Source organism: Sorangium sp. So ce1504 (genome assembly GCF_051521635.1).
GTDB lineage: Bacteria > Myxococcota_A > Polyangia > Polyangiales > Polyangiaceae > Sorangium > Sorangium cellulosum_B.
Map to the genome: position 1 here is coordinate 2,524,234 of NZ_CP150365.1, position 14,962 is coordinate 2,539,195.

Below are 14,962 nucleotides of genomic sequence, written 5' to 3' on the forward strand. Positions count from 1 at the left end.
GTCAGGCCTCGTCAGGCCTCGTTTTGCTCCCCCTCGTACAGGTCCTCCGGAAATGCCCATCGCTCCCGGCTCCACGCTCGGTATCCTCGGTGGCGGCCAGCTCGGCCGCATGACGGCGCTGGCCGCCCGCACGCTCGGGTACAAGGTCCACGCCCTCGACCCTGACCCGGACTGCCCGGCTCGTTCGGTGCTCGATCACTGCATCGTCGCCTCGTTCGACGACGTAGCTCAGGCGGCCGAGCTCGCGTCGCAGTGCGACGTGGTGACGCTCGAGATCGAGAAGGTCGCCACGGACGGCCTCGTGGCCGCCGCCCGGTTCGCGCCGGTGCGCCCGTCGGCCGACGTGCTGGCCATGGTGCAGGACCGCGGCGTCCAGAAGGGCTGGCTGTCGCGCAACGGGTTCCCGGTGGGGCCCTTCTGCGAGGTCGCGACGAGCGAGCAGCTCCTCGAGGCGGCGCGCGCCATGGGCGGGGCGTGCTTCGTGAAGTCGTGCGTCGGCGGGTACGACGGCCGCGGCCAGCTGCGGCTCTCGGGGGACGCGTCGCCGGGCGGCGCCGGCGGTCTCGAGGGCGAGGCCGCGTCGCTCTTCGCCTCGCTCGGCGGCCAGCGCTGCGTGGTCGAGCAGGCGCTCGACCTCGAGGCCGAGCTCTCGGTGCTCGTCGCGCGGAGCCCGAGCGGCAAGCTCGCGGTCTACCCGCCGGCGCTGAACCACCATGTCGACCAGATCCTCGACTGGTCGCTGCTGCCGGGCCCGCTCTCGGCCGCAGTGACGGGGCAAGCGGTCCAGATCGCGCTCGACCTCGCGGTCGGCCTGCGCGTCGAGGGGCTGCTCGTCGTCGAGCTCTTCCTGCTCAAGGACGGCCGCCTGCTCATCAACGAGCTCGCGCCGCGGCCCCACAACAGCTACCACGCCTCCGAGGTCGCCTGCGCGACGAGCCAGTTCGAGCAGGCGGTCCGCGCCGTGTGCGACCTGCCGCTCGGCTCGGTCGAGATCGTCCGCCCCGCGGCGATCCTCAACCTGCTCGGCGACGTGTGGCTCGGCGGCGCGCCGCCCCCGTTCGAGGCCGCGCTGGAGATCCCGGGCGTCCGGCTCCACCTCTACGGCAAGCGGGTCGCCCGCCCCGGCCGCAAGATGGGTCACCTCTCCGCCACGGGCCGCACCCCGGAGGAGGCGCTCGTCGCCGCGAAGCTCGCGATGGCCCGGCTCTCGGCGCAGGCCGGGCTGCCGCTCCCCGGGCGCTGACGCGCCGCCGGCGGGCCTCCGCCGGCGCACGACGCTCTCCGCTGCCGCCCAGGGTGGCGCGGCGCGCGCCGCGCCATCACGTCGACGGTCGAGGGACTCGTCCCGTTCGCGTCGATTCATGAGCCGCCGGTGAGCCGCGGCGCAACTGCATGTTCGGGATGGCCCTGGAGGGTAGGGAGGTGTGTTCTCTCGCGCTCAGGTTCGGCGTCGACTGCGCAGCGGCCGGCGTCTGGGCGCGACGGCGACGCCGCGGCCGCGCGCAAGCGATCTCGGCGGATTCAATGGTCTCGAGCGCTCGTGCGGAGACATCTCACTGTGTCTTCGGCCACAGGGGCAGCACACGCTGGCCAGGGCGGAATCACGCACACTGGCTATCGGGACGAAACATCGATATAGGATGCATTTGATCTGAACACACGCCCTGGACTTCAACGAATATCTCGCACAGAGGCGCCGCTGTGGCAGTTTCGATTCTTGACGGGTCACGACCGTGGAGACTCCGGCCGTGCCCCTGCTTGCAACCCTGTCCACCTTGGGCGGCGGTGACCGCCCGAGGAGGAGCAAGTCGATGAAAAAAAACTCATTCATGGTGTTGGCGTGTGTAGCGGGCGGGCTGGGCAGCGTGTCGTGCGGGGGGGCGGACGCGGGCGACGACGCCACGCAGGAGACTGAGCCCCAGTTCTCTGTCGACGCTCAGGGCGGGGTCTTCACCGGGGATGATGGATTCAAGATCGAAGTGCCGCCGGGGGCGGTCAGCGCGGCGACGGAGCTCACCATCGAGAACATCGTGGACGCCCGCGAAGGCGCGGTAGGGCCCACGTACCGCCTCGGTCCGGAGGGGCAGACGTTCGCCAAGCCGATCAAGCTCACGCTGCCGATCACCGTGGAGCTCGAGGCGGAGCTCGGGGAGAATACCGTCCTCGATGCCTACGGCTTCTCCGCGCCGACGGGCTCCGACGCTTTCACGCTGCTCGAGCGTCACGAGGTCTCGGCCGCTGAGCTCATCACGGAGACCACCTCCGTTGGCACCTTCTACGCCGGGATGATCCCGGCGGGGGTGATGGCGAGCCAGCACGCCTACCCGATGGCGCTCGCCGCCGACGACACCTACCTCTACTTCGCGAGCGGCGGCACCGAGTCCACCGCGCCCGCGGACTCGAACGACGGCTACGTCTATCGCGTCAAGCCGGGCACGACCGAGGTGGAGGCGATGACCCCCGCGGATCCGGACCCCAAGGCGCTGTGGGTCAATGCCTCCCACGTGTACTGGGCGAGCGGCGGAGACAACGATCCGGTCATCCCTTCGGCGCTCAAGCGCGTCGACAAATCGACCCTGGAGATGGAGACGCTGGTCGAGATCGGCTACGTGCTGAGCGTCACCGGAGACGAGTCGTCCGTCTATTTCGGCGATGGCGACGGACACAACATCTACAAGATGCCGCTCGACGGCGGTGAGCCCGTCGTCCTCGCGCAGGGCGCCGGCGCGCCGGAGTACCTGGCGCAGGACGCAGAGAACATCTACTGGACCGGCGGCGCCACGACGAACAAGGTCTACAAGGTGGCGAAGTCGGGCGGGGAGGTGACCGTCATCGCCGAGAACGAGGGGGAGCCGGCCGGGATCGCGGTGGACGCGCAGTTCGTCTACTGGGCCAACGCCGGTGACGGCGGCGTGTTCAAGGCGCCGATCGCCGGAGGGGCGAAGACGCTGATCTACCGGGGGGGCTCGATGGCGGGGCTGGCCCTCAGGGGCTCGACGCTCTTCTCGACGGACATGAGCCGGAACCGCAGCGTCCAGGCCCACGATCTCGCGAGCAATACGACCGTCGTGCTCGCGCTCGGCCAGCACTTCGCCTGGCGCATCCTCGCCCCGGAAGGTCAGGACGTGTTCTGGACCAACGGCGGTGACTACCGCTTCGAAGGCCAGATCGTGTCCTACAGCGCTCCTTGAGCGCGCGTCCGGCGGCGATTGCGGGCAGCAGGACAGCAGGGGCGAACGCGGCGGAGGGAGCCTGTTCGCCCTCACCGCATTGAACCGAAGTGGCTCGAGAGCGCATGGCGAGCGCTCCCGAGGCCGCTCGCCAGGGCGCGTTGCGCCGCCCCGCTGCGCCGGTGTCGGCTGCTTTACGCGTTGACCGTGTCCGGCGTCCTGGCGTAGTTCTTCTCATTCGATGCAGATCACCCTCCCGAGGGCCCGGCTCCAGGTCGCGCTGCTCGCCGTGATGGCGGTGATTGCGGGCGCCGGGCTCGCCGTCGAGGTGCTCAAGCCGCTCCTCCACCTGAGGAGCCAGAGCGGCGTCGTCCCGTTGTTCTCGCTGAGCTACGAACAGAATGTGCCCACGTGGTACACCTCGTCGCTGCTGTTCGTGTGCTCACTCACCCTCGCTGTCATCGCCGTCGGCGCCCGCCGCACGGGTAAGTTCGTGAAGCACTGGTGGGGGCTCTCCGCGGCGTTCCTCTACATCTCGCTCGACGAGGTGGTCGAGATCCATGAAGCGGCGAGCTCCTGGCTCGATCTGGGCGGGGTCCTGTACTTCAGCTGGGTGATCCCGGCGGCCGCCGCGGTGGCGATGTTCGCGGTCGCATACCTCCAGTTCCTCTCGCACCTCCCGCGAGATACGCGGAATCGATTCCTCCTCTCGGGCGGGATCTATGTCATCGGCGCCCTCGTCCTGGAGCTACCGCTCGGGTACTGGACCGAGCGGGCCGGGAGCGACAACCTGATCTACGCGCTCATCGACTTCGTGGAGGAGTCGATGGAGATGCTCGGCGTGAATCTCTTCCTGCTGTCGCTCGTCGATCACCTCGTCGTGCAGGGATGGACGATCGGCTTCTCGCCAGCAGCACCGGAGCCGCGGCCCGCGGCGGCCCCACGTCCCGCATGAGCGCACGGGCCGAGCCCGCGTCCGCTGCGCTGCTCGGTGTGGGCCGGGCCGCGTACATCGTCGGCCCCTGGTACGACTGGGCCTTCTTCCTGCTCCCGCCGCTCGTCGCGCTGGCCGCGGGCGCCCTGATCGCGGGGACGCCGTTCGCCGACGCGACGTTCAGGCTTCATGGGGAGAAGGTCACGTGGGCGGGGCTCTTCATCGGCACGCTCATCCACGGCCACCTCGCCGCGGTGCTCCTCCGGAGCCACGGCAACGCGGACATCTTCCGGCGGCACCGGCTCCGCTTCCTCGTGGCGCCGGTCGCCCTGTTCGCCGCGATGATGCTGTCCATGTGGGCCGTCGCCTGCGTGTCGGTCCTCGTGGTGTTCTGGGACGTCTACCACTCGGCGCTCCAGACGTTCGGCCTCGGGCGCATCTACGACGCGCGCGCGGGGAACGCGCCGGCGCTCGGCCGCCGGCTGGATCTCTGGCTCAACCTCGTCCTCTATGCCGGCCCCATCCTGGGCGGCGCGACGATGCTCCTCCACTTCCAGAGCTTCGACGCCTTCGAGGGCGTGGGCCCCGCCTTCTTCACCGCCGTCCCTGCGCTGATGACGTCGAGCCACCGCGCCCTCAGCTGGGCCGTCATCGCCGCGGGCACGTCGTACCTGATCTATTACGCGCTCGCTTACCGCGCGATATGCCGGCGGGGCTATCGGGTGTCGTTCCCCAAGGTGTGGCTGCTCGTCAGCACGGGCCTCTGCTCGATCTACACGTGGGGTTTCAACCCCTGGGGACAGGCCTTCTTCATCATGAACCTGTTCCACGCCGTGCAGTACCTGGCGCTCGTCTGGTGGTCGGAGGGCGGCCGCCTCCGCCGCCGGCTGCGCCTCGACGCGCTCCGGGCCGGAACGCCGATCGCGGTGGCGGTCTTCCTCGGGGGTGTCCTTGTGTACGGGGTCTGGGCCGAGCTCGCGCCGGCGGACGACCGCGCGCTGTGGTCGATCACGCAGACCGTCGCGCTGATGCACTTCTGGTACGACGGCTTCATCTGGTCCGTGACGCGCAAGCAGGTATGAGGCGATCGCGCCTTCAAGGTGTTGCCAAAGAGGGGTGTATGCGAATCCAACGTTGTCTCCGGTCCATGGTCGTCGCGCTCGGGGTCGCCTCCGCGGCGCTCGTCTCGTCCGCTTGCAGCAAGTCGCCGCAGATCACGGCGGAGAGCATGGAGGACAACTGGGCGCTGACGGAGCAGCACGAGCCCGGGTCCGTCGTCATGACGGTGGCCCAGGACGGGCAGGTGACGGCGCTCGTGAAGGATCGCGACGGCAAGCCCATCGCGGCGGATGTGTCGGGCAGCGTCTCGGTCAAGGTGCCTGGCAAGGGCGGAGCCCCCATGAGCGCGGCGCTCGTGCCGGAGCCCAAGTCGGGGGGCGTGCTGCTGGCCAAGCTCCCGCCGCTCGAGGACGACCTGACCGAGGTCAGCTACGAGCTCAAGGTGAAGGGCGAGCCGTTCAAGGGGGTGCTGCACGTGCCGCGCGGCGGGACCCGGGAGCTCCAGGAGAGCGCCAGGGAGCACCAGACCACCCAGCTCGACGGGACCAAGGGGCCGAACGGGGGCGTGCTCCAGCCGGTCGGAGACGACATCGTGGAGATCGTCGCCGACAAGGAGAGCGGCGATCTGCGCGTGTACGTGCTGGATCTCAACCTCAAGCCGGTGCCGATCGGCGAGCGCGAGATCAAGCTCGCGATCCAGACGTCGTCGGGGCCGGACGTCATCGTGCTCGCGCCTGGGCCCGATCGGCTCTACTTCACCGGCAAGCTCGACGTGAAGGTCAATCCGACCAAGATCACGGTGGTGCTCAAGGAAGGCGGGCACACGCACGTGGTCCTCTGCGGTTACCGTCCAGGCGCGGTGATCGTGGTCGGCCCGAGCGCGCCCGTGATCGGCATCCTGGTGGCGACCACGTGGGCCGTGAAGGTCGACGTCAAGCCGACCGTGGTGGTGCACGACGACGATGACGACGACGGCCGGGTCCTCGTCATCCACAAGCACAAGCACAAGGGCAAGGGGAAGGGCAAGTGGCACTGGAAATGACGGGGGAGGAGGGCGCCGCGCTCGGACGGGGCGCGCCGACGCGGTAAGGTGGCGGCGCGGCGCGCCAGCGCCTCACCCGACGGAAAGCCCTCTCCCATGACCGAAGCGCCCGAGCTCCCCGACCTCTCCCCCGACGACTGCCACCCACGGGCCGCCGCTGCCCTCGCCGACCCGTTCTTCTGGTCGCTCACCGACGAGACCGCCCCGTTCGGCAACGAGACCGCGCACGAGACCCTCACCGCCTTCCGCGACTTCCGCGACGAGCACCCGAAGAAGAGCCCGATCGAGCTCCTCGACGCGCTCCTCGAGCGCTGGGAGGTCGGCAATGCCGGCTGGGACGCCGTGGACGCGGCCGAGGTCGAGGCGCTCGGCGAAGAGGACGAGTACGGCCTGCTCACCCGCGACGAGGCGATCCTCGCCCTGGCCTTCAGCCAGATCGTCGTCGAGGGCAGGCTCGATCAGGAGGTCCGCCGCCGCGCGCTGCTGGCGCTGGCCCGGCAGGCGCTCCCCGCGCTCCTGAGCGCCTACGAGGGGCGCGCCCTGGAGAGGGCGCTGCGGATAGACCGGATGAGAGGCGTCCTCTCCGCTCGCTGGGATTAGAGCGACGGTCACCCGCTTCGGATACGGGCCCACCTCGACGTTTTCGGTGCTCAGCGCACCGGAGTGCGCTTGCGCGCCGAAAAACGCCGATCTGGGCCCGTCTCCTGTGCGGGAGACCGCCGCTCTGCTGCCGCTCTGCTCTGGATGGTGCAGAGGGGGGCGGAAACCGCTGTAGAGCGGGGCGCATCTTCGTGCGCTACGGGCTCATCCGCGTCGTCAGGCGCGCTGCGGCGCCCCTCCGGCGCCGGCGGCTACGGGAGCGCCCAGTCCTGCGCGTCCTGTCGGCACCCAGGCCCGCAGTCTTCGCCGTTCGGGTACCATGTCCGGTACGCGGGGCTGAAGCTCCGCTCTCCGAGGAGCGCGCCGTCCCGGCGCACGACGACGTCGACGCGCGCCGGCGTGCCACGAACCGCGAGCTGCTGGGTGAACTGCCCGGGGGCCGGGACGCAGCTCTGGGAGACGGCGTCTCCGTGCCTCGTCTCCGTGCAGATTGTCACCGCGTTGACCGAGACGCTGACGGTCGGGCTGCACTGGACGAACACGCCGCTGCCGCCGACGTTCGGTGTGTTCGTCCAGCTGTAGGCGCACGACACCGCGTTGCCGTCCACCGCGAGCTCCAGCGTGTACTCTCCCGCTGCCCAGCTCTTGTTCGCCGTCGCGGCGGTGATGGTGAAGGTGTCGCTACAGGCCATCTCGGTGCATTGCTTCGGGTTCATGATGCAGCCGGCCATGGCGGCGGTCACGGCGAACCCGGCGGCGAGCGCGGCGGCCTTGCGGGCGCAAGGGCCGAGCGGGACGAGGGAAAAAAGAGATAAGGTCATGGAGCCATCCTCTCTCCGGCGGGACCGCCGTGGATGGAGGCGCTGGCGAAGCAACGGGTAGACCACCTGCGCGGGCGCAAGAAGCCGGCGCTCCTGACGCCTTGTGCCAGGCGCCCGCCGAGCGGCATGACACGTGTGTCAGGGCGACGAACCCGCGGCTCGGCTGATGGACGCCCCGGCGCCGCCGGCGCAGCGCGCCTCCAGACCGCGCGGCGGCGCTTCGAAGGGGGCTCCCGCCGGTGCGGATTCGGGTACCGTCAGGCCTTCAGGTGGTCGCGCGTTCGAACGCGAACGCCCATCCTGCCAGGAGGTTTGCACATGAAGAAGACCTATACAGGGAGCTGCCACTGCGGCGCGGTCCGCTTCGAGGCCGACATCGACCTGAGCGCTGGAACCAACAAGTGCAACTGCTCTATCTGCACCAAGACGAGAAACTGGAACGTGATCCTCAAGCCGGACGCGTTCCGGTTGCTCGCGGGTGAGGACGCGCTGAGCGACTACCAGTTCGGCATGAAGTTCGGGCACCACCTGTTCTGTCGACACTGCGGCGTGCGCTCGTTCGGGCGCGGGTATGTCGAGGCGATCGGCGGCGACTATGTGGCGGTCCAGCTCGCTTCGCTGGACGGCGTGGATCTCGAGGAGCTCATCGCCGCGCCGATCCGGTACGCCGACGGACGCAACAACAACTGGGGCGCGCCGCCGGGAGAGACCCGGCACCTGTGAACGGCGCCGCCGCTGGCTGCGGCGGACGGGGGCCCATCGACGGGGGCGCCGCCGCACGCCGGCGCCCCCGCCGCGCCGTCTTCAGCCGTCTTACTTCGCGACCTCTCCCGTCTTCAGATCCAGCTTGAGCTCCCGCACCACCTCCGGCTTGGCGCACACGATCTGCGGCGTCGAGCCCTGCACATCGGTCTTGATCCGCTCCTCCAATTTCTTGGCGAGATCCCAGGTCGGCACGAACGCGGCGAAGAAGCGCTGCCCCATGTCGCGCGTCACCACGAAGCGCGCCGGCGAGAACTCCGTGCGTCCCTTGAGCGCCTTGCGCGTCAGCGGGAAGTCGTAGTCGTCCGGCGCCGTCTTGCTGAACGTGTAGAGCACCACGAGGTTCTGCGGGCACTTCGGCCCGCCGGGCCTGGGCAAGGTCCGGTTCTCCTTGGGCTTCGGCGGCGGCCCCTTCTGGAGCTGGATGGTCCCCGGCGCCGCGCCCGCGGCCTCGCTGGCGCCGCCGTGCTTCAGGATCGCCCCGCCGGCCGCGACCCACACCGCCCCGTCGCTCCCCACGGCCACGTCGCGGGCCTTCACCCCGTCAGGCAGCGGCGCCTGCTCCCAGGCGTCGCCCTTGCGCGCGAACAGCGCGCCGTCCGTGAGCGCCCACAGCGTCCCGTCCGGCGCCGCCGACGCGGTGAGCACGCGCGCGCCCTTCGCCGGCGGGTCGATCTTCTTCGCCTCCCCGCCCTGGTAGCGGAGCACGCCCCCGTCCACGATCCACGCCTCGCCGTCGCCGGGGCCCGGCAGGATCAGCGTGCGCACATCGTCGGCGCTCTGTTCGTCGGATGGCGCCGGGATGGGCAGGATGGTCGAGCGTTTCTCGCCCGGCTTCCAGACCTCCAGGGCGCTCTCCCCTTTGCAGTCGAGCCCGTAGCTCAGCGCGGTCCCATCGCGCGTCGCCCCGAATGCCTCCGGGCGGACCTCGGTCTCCGAGTAACGCGATGCCCCTTCGAAGTCGAACCCGCGGCACTCCCCCTTCTTGGGCGCCGGCGTGATCGTCAGCCCCACCCTGGGCCCGCGCAGCGTGACGAACCTCGAGGGCCCGATCATCGTCGGCCCCACCAGCCCCACGAGCGAGCTGCCCATGCTCGCCACCCCGGTGAACCACTGCCCCGCGTCGCTCACGCGCTGCACCCAGCCCTTCGCCCCCAGCGCGTAGTGCTCGGCGACGCCGGTGCGGCCCGTCGTGCCCGTCGCGATCAGGTCGAGCTGGTCGGGATAGCGCCCGTGGACGCCGATCACGGACACCCACCACCCCGGCAGGTGCAGCCGCTTCGGGAACTCGATCTTCCCCTCCTTCAGCACGCCGACGGCGGCGGCCACGGCCGTCTGCTCCCCCTCGAGCATCGTCAGGTTGGAGGTCGACACGAGCAGCGCCCCCTCCACCGGGTGCAGCCGCAGCTCGACCTCCTCCGGGATCTGCGCCACCGGCGCGAACGCCGACTTCGGCGGCGGCTCCGGCTTCGCCGCCTCGTCCGCCTTCACCCCGCCCGCCGCGCCCGGCGCGCCCGGCGCGCCCGCGGTGCTCGATGCGCCCGCCGCGCCTGCCGTGCCCGGCCCCTGCGCCGCGGCCTCCGCGCGCGGCCCGTCCGCGGCCTGCGGCGCAGGCGCCGGTACACACCCTGCCATCGCCATCACGAGCCCGCCCAGCCCCCTCCACGCCCTTCGCCCGATCATCGCTCGTCCTCCTCCAGGCACGGCCGCGCCGGACTGCCGCGCCGCGCTCCCATGCTCTCATCCTTGACCCGCCGGCTGCCCGGCCGCTCACCACCCCGGACCGCTCGCCACGCCGGCCTGCTCCGCCTCGCGCCGATCCCTCGTCCGCTCATGGCGCGAGCCTCCCTGACGCGACCCGGATCTCGCCCTCGATCTCCGCGTCGCGCAGGTCCACCCCGTTCGGGTGCGCCACCCGCTGGTAGGCCACCTGCCACGCGATCGTCTGCCCCTCGCCGGCGGCCCCGACGTCGAGATCCACCGTCACGGGCTCCGCGTGCACCCGGTCGTCGGCCACGAGCTTCCGCCCGATCGCCCCGGGCCGCAGCGCGAAGTGCCGCGTCAGGTAGCGCTCCGCTTGCCCCAGCACCAGCTCGTCGGGCCCGAGCGCCTCGGCCGACACCTCGAGCCTCCGGAACAGATCCCCCGTCGGGAACGCGTGCCCCGCGTTCGCGGGCGCGAGCGTCACCGCCACGCGCGTCGCCGAGAGCCGCCGCGCCGTCACCGCCACAGCGCTCCGCACGAGCGCCTCGTCCCGCGATCCCGCGAACCCGTGGCCGCGCCGCCCCCCCGGCCCGCGGGGCATGTGGCACGCCGCGCAGGGCTGGTCCGCGGCCGGAGACGCGCGGTGCTCGATGACGGTCGACTGCATCAGCTCCGCGGCCGAGCGCCCTCGCGCCGTGGGGAACGCGAACTCGTGGCAGGCCGCGCACGCGTCCGCGCCCCCGAACCGCGCGTCCCGGATCACCGCGTGCGGCGCCGCCGGCGGCGCTCCGCGCCCCGCCCACGGCGCCGCGAGCACCGGCGCCACCGCCTGCCCCGCGAGCTCGCCCTCGCCGTCGGTCGTCACGTGGCACGTCACGCACCCCACCCCGAGCGCCCCGAGCGCCTCCGGCTCTGGCTCCTCCGGCCTCGCCTCGGGCGCGTGGCACGCCCGGCAGAACGGCATCGGCTCGATCGCGAACGCCCGCCGGTAGGCCGGCTCGGTGTTCGCCCGGTGGTGGAGCGACGCGCGCCACTCCCGCGCCGCCTCCTCGTGGCACCCCTCGCAGGCATGGTTCGCGATCGCCGCCGCCCCGAGCCGCGCCCGCGCCGGCCTCGGCATGGGCACCCGCGCCGCCTCCGCGGCCCCAGGCAGGGCGCTGCCGGCCGGCGCCTCGACGTCGCCTGTCGGCCGCGCGGGCGCGTCCGGCGCGGCAGCGCACGCGCCCGCGAGGGCGCCCGCGACCAGCAAGCCGAGGCCAGGTACACAGCGCCGCACAGCGATCGTTGCGGTTACAACACCCCGGCCGCTGCGTCACCTCCGAGGCGCCCGCGCGACGCTGGGCGACTGCGGTGGAGCCCGGCCCTGAGTGACCCCGACCCGGGTCGAGCGCGCCGACCCAGGTTGGGATACCGGGGATAGCCACAACATTGGGGGTTCGCAGGCCGCGCGCGAGGCGCCCGCGAGGGCGCCACGCTCGAGAGGAGCTCAGTTGAACGTCACGGTCGCGGTGTCCGAGACCGAAAGCGTCGCCGAGCCGTCGTTGTCGTTGACCTGGCCGGTGACCGTGTCGGTGTGCGGGGACGATGTGACCAGGGCGTCGAATTCGCACGTGTAGGTGTCGCCCGGCGTCCCCTGGATGGCCAGGGTCTGCGGCACCGAGCAGGTCGTGCGGCTGATAACCGCCCCGGTCTGGGTGACGTTGCCGAACGTGTTGTCGACGAGGCTGTTCAGGAACAGCTCCTCAGCGCTCGATGTATTCGATACCACGACCTCATAGGTCACGATCGCCCTCACCGCGGTCTTCGTGAGCGTCGCCGAGGGCGCGACGTTGGTGAAGTTCACGGTCGCGTCGTCGGTGTCGCTGAGCGGGTTGCCGTCGTCGTCGACGCCCGTGGCCGTGGCCGTGTTGGTCAGGCCGTCCACGTCCGCGGCATCTCCCTGCACCGGGACCTGGATCTGGCACGTGTAGGACGCCCCCGGCGCGAGGATCTGCGGCATCGCGCACTGAATGCCGCCCGACGGGGGTGGCAGCGTCACGACGTTCCCGTACACGTTATCGGTCAGTGTGTTGATCGTTACGGTGTCCGCGGCGGAGGTGTTCGTGATCGTGTAGGTGTACACGACGATCCCATCAACCCCCTCGGGGACGGAGGTCGGATCGGCGGTCTTGGTCAGCGTGATCATCGACGGGACGTTATTGATGTCGACCGTGGCCGAGTCCGAGTCGCTGACGGAGTTGCCCTCGTCGTCCGAGCCCGTGGCGGTGACCGTGTTGGTCTCCGAGGTCCCCGGCGAGCCGCTGACGACCTCCGTGAACGCGCACGTGTACGTGCCGCCCGGGGGGATGAGCTGCGGGACCGAGCAGGTGCCGAGCCCGTCGAGGTCGCCATAGGTGTCGTCCACCAGCGAGTCGATCGTGACCGGATCCGTGCTGGCGCTCTGGTTGGTCACCGAGACCGTGAACGTGACGGGCGCCCCCGACTCCGGCACCTGCGTCGGATCGGCCGTCTTCTGCACCTCGATGAGCGGCAGGACGTCCGTGATCGTCACCGTCTCCTCGTCCTGGCCGGTAACCGTGTTGCCATTCTCGTCCTCGCCGCTCGCGGTCACGACGTCGGTCTCGGAGCCGGCGTTGCCCGCCACCGTGGCCGTGAACGTGCACTCGTAGGGGACGCCGGGCACGAGCGTCTGAGGCACGTCGCACGTGGTGGACGTGATCCCGTCGTGGCCGGGGGTCGTGATGTCGCCGTAGACGGTGTCCACAAGGCTGCTCAACATGACGTCGTTGTTCGGATCGGTGCCCGTGTTCGTCACGGAGACCGTGAACGTCACGGTCCCCTCGGGCTCGCTCACCGACGTCGGGCTCGCCGTCTTCACGACCTCGAGCGTGGCCGGCGGCACCGGGATGGGCACGTTGAAGCCGGAGTCGCAGTTGCATTTCGACGGGGCCCCCGGGAACGCCTGGAGCGGGCTGGTGCAGAGCCCGTTGGATCCCGACTGGCGCCAGCTCGTGCAGTTCGGCAGGTTCAAGAAGCCGTCGCCGTCCTGGTCCGCACAGACGACGTCGGTCAGCGTGATCTGCGGGAACAGCGGATTGTGGTCCGGCTTTCTGATATCACCGCACGTGTCCTGCACCCCGCCGACCAGGCCGTCCAGATCAAGCCACGGCGGATCGGGGCTGATGGGCATCGTGGAGATGGAGCACAAGCCGCTGAGCGCGCCGTCGCCGTTCACGTCCCCGTCCCTCGCGAAGTAGAGCCCGATGTCGAACTTCTCTTTCGCGGTCACCTCCACCGTGAACGTCGCTTCGAAGTCGACGGTGTCCCCCGGGAACAGGCAGCCGTCGTCGAGGATCGTGATGTTCGTCGCGTTCGCGATCGAGATGTCGTTGGCGGAGCAGGTCAAGCCGAAGGGGGCCAGGTCGTCCATGCAGACGTTGTTGACCGTCGTCTGTGCCATCGCGGGCAGGGACGCGGACAAGAGGCCGGCAGACAAAAGACCGTTCGCGACGGCGCAGAGGCGCCGTCCTGTCGGTGATGGATTCATGATGTCTCCTCCGTCGGTGCGGTGGTCCTGCACTGGCTCGCGTGCTCGCGCGGGCTCCGCAGGCGCCAGGAAGGTGAAGCAAAAGAGGATTTCGTCAAGCAACTCGACATGGCATTTGCCCCTTGCAGCAGCGGGACGGCGCCGGAAGGCAGGTAGAACGAGGCGGCGTGTGCACAGGGCAGGTCGTCGCCCAGGGCAGCGATCGTCTGATGGTATCGCCTGTCGCCGGCGTTCGGACACGCGCCCTGGCCGGCGTTGCTCGCGCTCTCCAACGTGCCTCACATTGAGGGCGTCCCTAACGCATGGTGGCCATGGCGTTAAGGGACGCCGCACCATGAGCGCCCGACCGTCGTCATGGGGACCGTCCGCGAGGCGCGGGGCAATGGACTGTTCGAACCGTGTTTCAACATCGCCGGGGCGCGTCCGCTCGACCTCGCGGATACGGATGCGCCCGCCGCGCGTGTTCGAGCTGTCCCCGGACGATGTCGTGAGTCTGGAACAGCTCACCCGTGATGGGCGTATGGAGCAGCGGGTGGCTCCACGAGCCCGGCCCCTATCAGCCATGGCGGATCCAGCTCCGTCGCCGTGTCCGCCGCCGCAGGCGGCGCGGCGCTGTAAGATCCCGCGGGCTCTCATGTTTCCATGCCCATGCACGCGCTTGCTCTGCTCCTATGCCCCCTGCTGCTCCTCGCCACGGCCTGCGCCGCCAGGGAGCCCGACCCGGCGGATCCCCCTCACCCGGGCGCTGACAACCCCTGCGCGCCGGGGGGAACGCCGCGGCCTCCCCGCAAGCACGTCGTGGCCACCACGGTCACGCCGGACGGCCAGATCGTCGACTGGATCCCGCTCGAGTCCCAGACGCCGGACGGCAAGATCGCCACGCCTCCCGCGGGGCCGACGGACCCGGAGGGAGCCAGTCCCGCGCCGCCAGCGAGCCCGGGCGGCGCTGCGCCGGCGCGGTCTCCGGCGGCGGCTACCGTTCAGCTCGGGCCGAGAGGCCCGGCCGGCACGGTGCCGGTGCTGCGCCCCCGGCGGCCGCAGTGCGACTGCTTGCCCGGGTATGTCCAGCAAGCCGACGGCTCGTGCGCAGCGCTCGCGTCGCGCTGCTCGGGCGAGGGAGGGATGGCGTCGAGCAAGTCGTTCACGACCTGCTGCCCGGGTCTCACGCCCATCGAGAGCATGGCGCGGGTCGACGGTGCGTGCGTGACCACGGCGCCCGACGCGCGCCTCTGCGCGAAATGCGGCGACGGCGCCTGCGGCGCGGGTGAGAACGACTGCAATTGCCCGGGCGACTGCGGTGGAGCCCGGCCCTGAGCGACGATT

General features: G+C 70.8%; 12 protein-coding genes. 8 read left to right on the top strand and 4 right to left on the bottom strand.

Translation table 11 applies throughout. The features are described 5' to 3' along the window. Nucleotides 1–52: 52 nt before the first annotated feature. The 6 genes from purK to WMF39_RS09765 all read left to right on the top strand — a co-directional run bounded on the left by purK (nucleotide 53) and on the right by WMF39_RS09765 (nucleotide 6,805). The gene (gene purK / locus WMF39_RS09740; RefSeq protein WP_437745255.1) at nucleotides 53–1,243 is read left to right on the top strand and encodes a 5-(carboxyamino)imidazole ribonucleotide synthase; all 1,191 of its coding nucleotides are present in this window, start codon (nucleotides 53–55) and stop codon (nucleotides 1,241–1,243) included. Between the two features lie 568 nt (nucleotides 1,244–1,811). Further along, nucleotides 1,812–3,191, top strand: coding sequence for a DUF5050 domain-containing protein (locus WMF39_RS09745; protein ID WP_437745256.1), 1,380 nt, complete (start codon nucleotides 1,812–1,814; stop codon nucleotides 3,189–3,191). Nucleotides 3,192–3,411: 220 nt separating this feature from the next. After that, the gene (locus WMF39_RS09750; protein WP_437745257.1) at nucleotides 3,412–4,125 is read left to right on the top strand and encodes a hypothetical protein; all 714 of its coding nucleotides are present in this window, start codon (nucleotides 3,412–3,414) and stop codon (nucleotides 4,123–4,125) included. Next, nucleotides 4,122–5,186 carry a hypothetical protein gene (locus tag WMF39_RS09755; RefSeq protein ID WP_437745258.1) on the top strand — a complete coding sequence of 355 codons (1,065 nt, stop codon included), beginning with the start codon at nucleotides 4,122–4,124 and terminating at the stop codon, nucleotides 5,184–5,186. The genes WMF39_RS09750 and WMF39_RS09755 overlap by 4 nt, the downstream gene beginning before the upstream one ends. Nucleotides 5,187–5,224: 38 nt before the next feature. Beyond that, complete coding sequence (locus WMF39_RS09760) at nucleotides 5,225–6,205, top strand: hypothetical protein (protein WP_437745259.1); 981 nt, start codon at nucleotides 5,225–5,227, stop codon at nucleotides 6,203–6,205. A gap of 96 nt (nucleotides 6,206–6,301) precedes the next feature. Next, on the top strand, nucleotides 6,302–6,805 hold the full coding sequence (locus WMF39_RS09765; RefSeq protein ID WP_437745260.1) for a hypothetical protein: 504 nt from the start codon (nucleotides 6,302–6,304) through the stop codon (nucleotides 6,803–6,805). Between the two features lie 251 nt (nucleotides 6,806–7,056). On the opposite strand, the gene WMF39_RS09770 is transcribed toward WMF39_RS09765, so the two are convergent. Further along, complete coding sequence (locus WMF39_RS09770; protein ID WP_437745261.1) at nucleotides 7,057–7,626, bottom strand: hypothetical protein; 570 nt, start codon at nucleotides 7,624–7,626, stop codon at nucleotides 7,057–7,059. A gap of 318 nt (nucleotides 7,627–7,944) precedes the next feature. Here WMF39_RS09770 and WMF39_RS09775 point away from each other — a divergent pair, with 318 nt between their 5' ends. Further along, nucleotides 7,945–8,349 carry a GFA family protein gene (locus WMF39_RS09775; protein WP_437745262.1) on the top strand — a complete coding sequence of 135 codons (405 nt, stop codon included), beginning with the start codon at nucleotides 7,945–7,947 and terminating at the stop codon, nucleotides 8,347–8,349. Nucleotides 8,350–8,439: 90 nt separating this feature from the next. Here the strand turns inward: WMF39_RS09775 and WMF39_RS09780 are convergent, their stop codons facing one another. The 3 genes from WMF39_RS09780 to WMF39_RS09790 all read right to left on the bottom strand — a co-directional run bounded on the left by WMF39_RS09780 (nucleotide 8,440) and on the right by WMF39_RS09790 (nucleotide 13,552). Beyond that, on the bottom strand, nucleotides 8,440–10,071 hold the full coding sequence (locus tag WMF39_RS09780; RefSeq protein WP_437745263.1) for a hypothetical protein: 1,632 nt from the start codon (nucleotides 10,069–10,071) through the stop codon (nucleotides 8,440–8,442). A gap of 148 nt (nucleotides 10,072–10,219) precedes the next feature. Then, nucleotides 10,220–11,341, bottom strand: coding sequence for a multiheme c-type cytochrome (locus WMF39_RS09785; RefSeq protein ID WP_437745264.1), 1,122 nt, complete (start codon nucleotides 11,339–11,341; stop codon nucleotides 10,220–10,222). Between the two features lie 237 nt (nucleotides 11,342–11,578). Then, nucleotides 11,579–13,552: a DUF7507 domain-containing protein gene (locus tag WMF39_RS09790; RefSeq protein WP_437745265.1), complete on the bottom strand. Its 1,974-nt coding sequence runs from the start codon at nucleotides 13,550–13,552 to the stop codon at nucleotides 11,579–11,581. 735 nt (nucleotides 13,553–14,287) lie between these two features. On the opposite strand from WMF39_RS09790, the gene WMF39_RS09795 reads away from it, so the two are divergent. Then, nucleotides 14,288–14,953 carry a hypothetical protein gene (locus tag WMF39_RS09795; protein WP_437745266.1) on the top strand — a complete coding sequence of 222 codons (666 nt, stop codon included), beginning with the start codon at nucleotides 14,288–14,290 and terminating at the stop codon, nucleotides 14,951–14,953. Nucleotides 14,954–14,962 lie beyond the last annotated feature (9 nt).

What these genes read in the sequence shown, in the direction of transcription:
- purK (WP_437745255.1), top strand. Translation starts at nt 53, where the DNA reads ATGCCCATCGCTCCCGGCTCCACGCTCGGTATCCTCGGTGGCGGCCAG.
- WMF39_RS09745 (WP_437745256.1), top strand. Translation starts at nt 1,812, where the DNA reads ATGAAAAAAAACTCATTCATGGTGTTGGCGTGTGTAGCGGGCGGGCTG.
- WMF39_RS09750 (WP_437745257.1), top strand. Translation starts at nt 3,412, where the DNA reads ATGCAGATCACCCTCCCGAGGGCCCGGCTCCAGGTCGCGCTGCTCGCC.
- WMF39_RS09755 (WP_437745258.1), top strand. Translation starts at nt 4,122, where the DNA reads ATGAGCGCACGGGCCGAGCCCGCGTCCGCTGCGCTGCTCGGTGTGGGC.
- WMF39_RS09760 (WP_437745259.1), top strand. Translation starts at nt 5,225, where the DNA reads ATGCGAATCCAACGTTGTCTCCGGTCCATGGTCGTCGCGCTCGGGGTC.
- WMF39_RS09765 (WP_437745260.1), top strand. Translation starts at nt 6,302, where the DNA reads ATGACCGAAGCGCCCGAGCTCCCCGACCTCTCCCCCGACGACTGCCAC.
- WMF39_RS09770 (WP_437745261.1), bottom strand. Translation starts at nt 7,626, where the DNA reads ATGACCTTATCTCTTTTTTCCCTCGTCCCGCTCGGCCCTTGCGCCCGC.
- WMF39_RS09775 (WP_437745262.1), top strand. Translation starts at nt 7,945, where the DNA reads ATGAAGAAGACCTATACAGGGAGCTGCCACTGCGGCGCGGTCCGCTTC.
- WMF39_RS09780 (WP_437745263.1), bottom strand. Translation starts at nt 10,071, where the DNA reads ATGATCGGGCGAAGGGCGTGGAGGGGGCTGGGCGGGCTCGTGATGGCG.
- WMF39_RS09790 (WP_437745265.1), bottom strand. Translation starts at nt 13,552, where the DNA reads ATGGCACAGACGACGGTCAACAACGTCTGCATGGACGACCTGGCCCCC.
- WMF39_RS09795 (WP_437745266.1), top strand. Translation starts at nt 14,288, where the DNA reads ATGCACGCGCTTGCTCTGCTCCTATGCCCCCTGCTGCTCCTCGCCACG.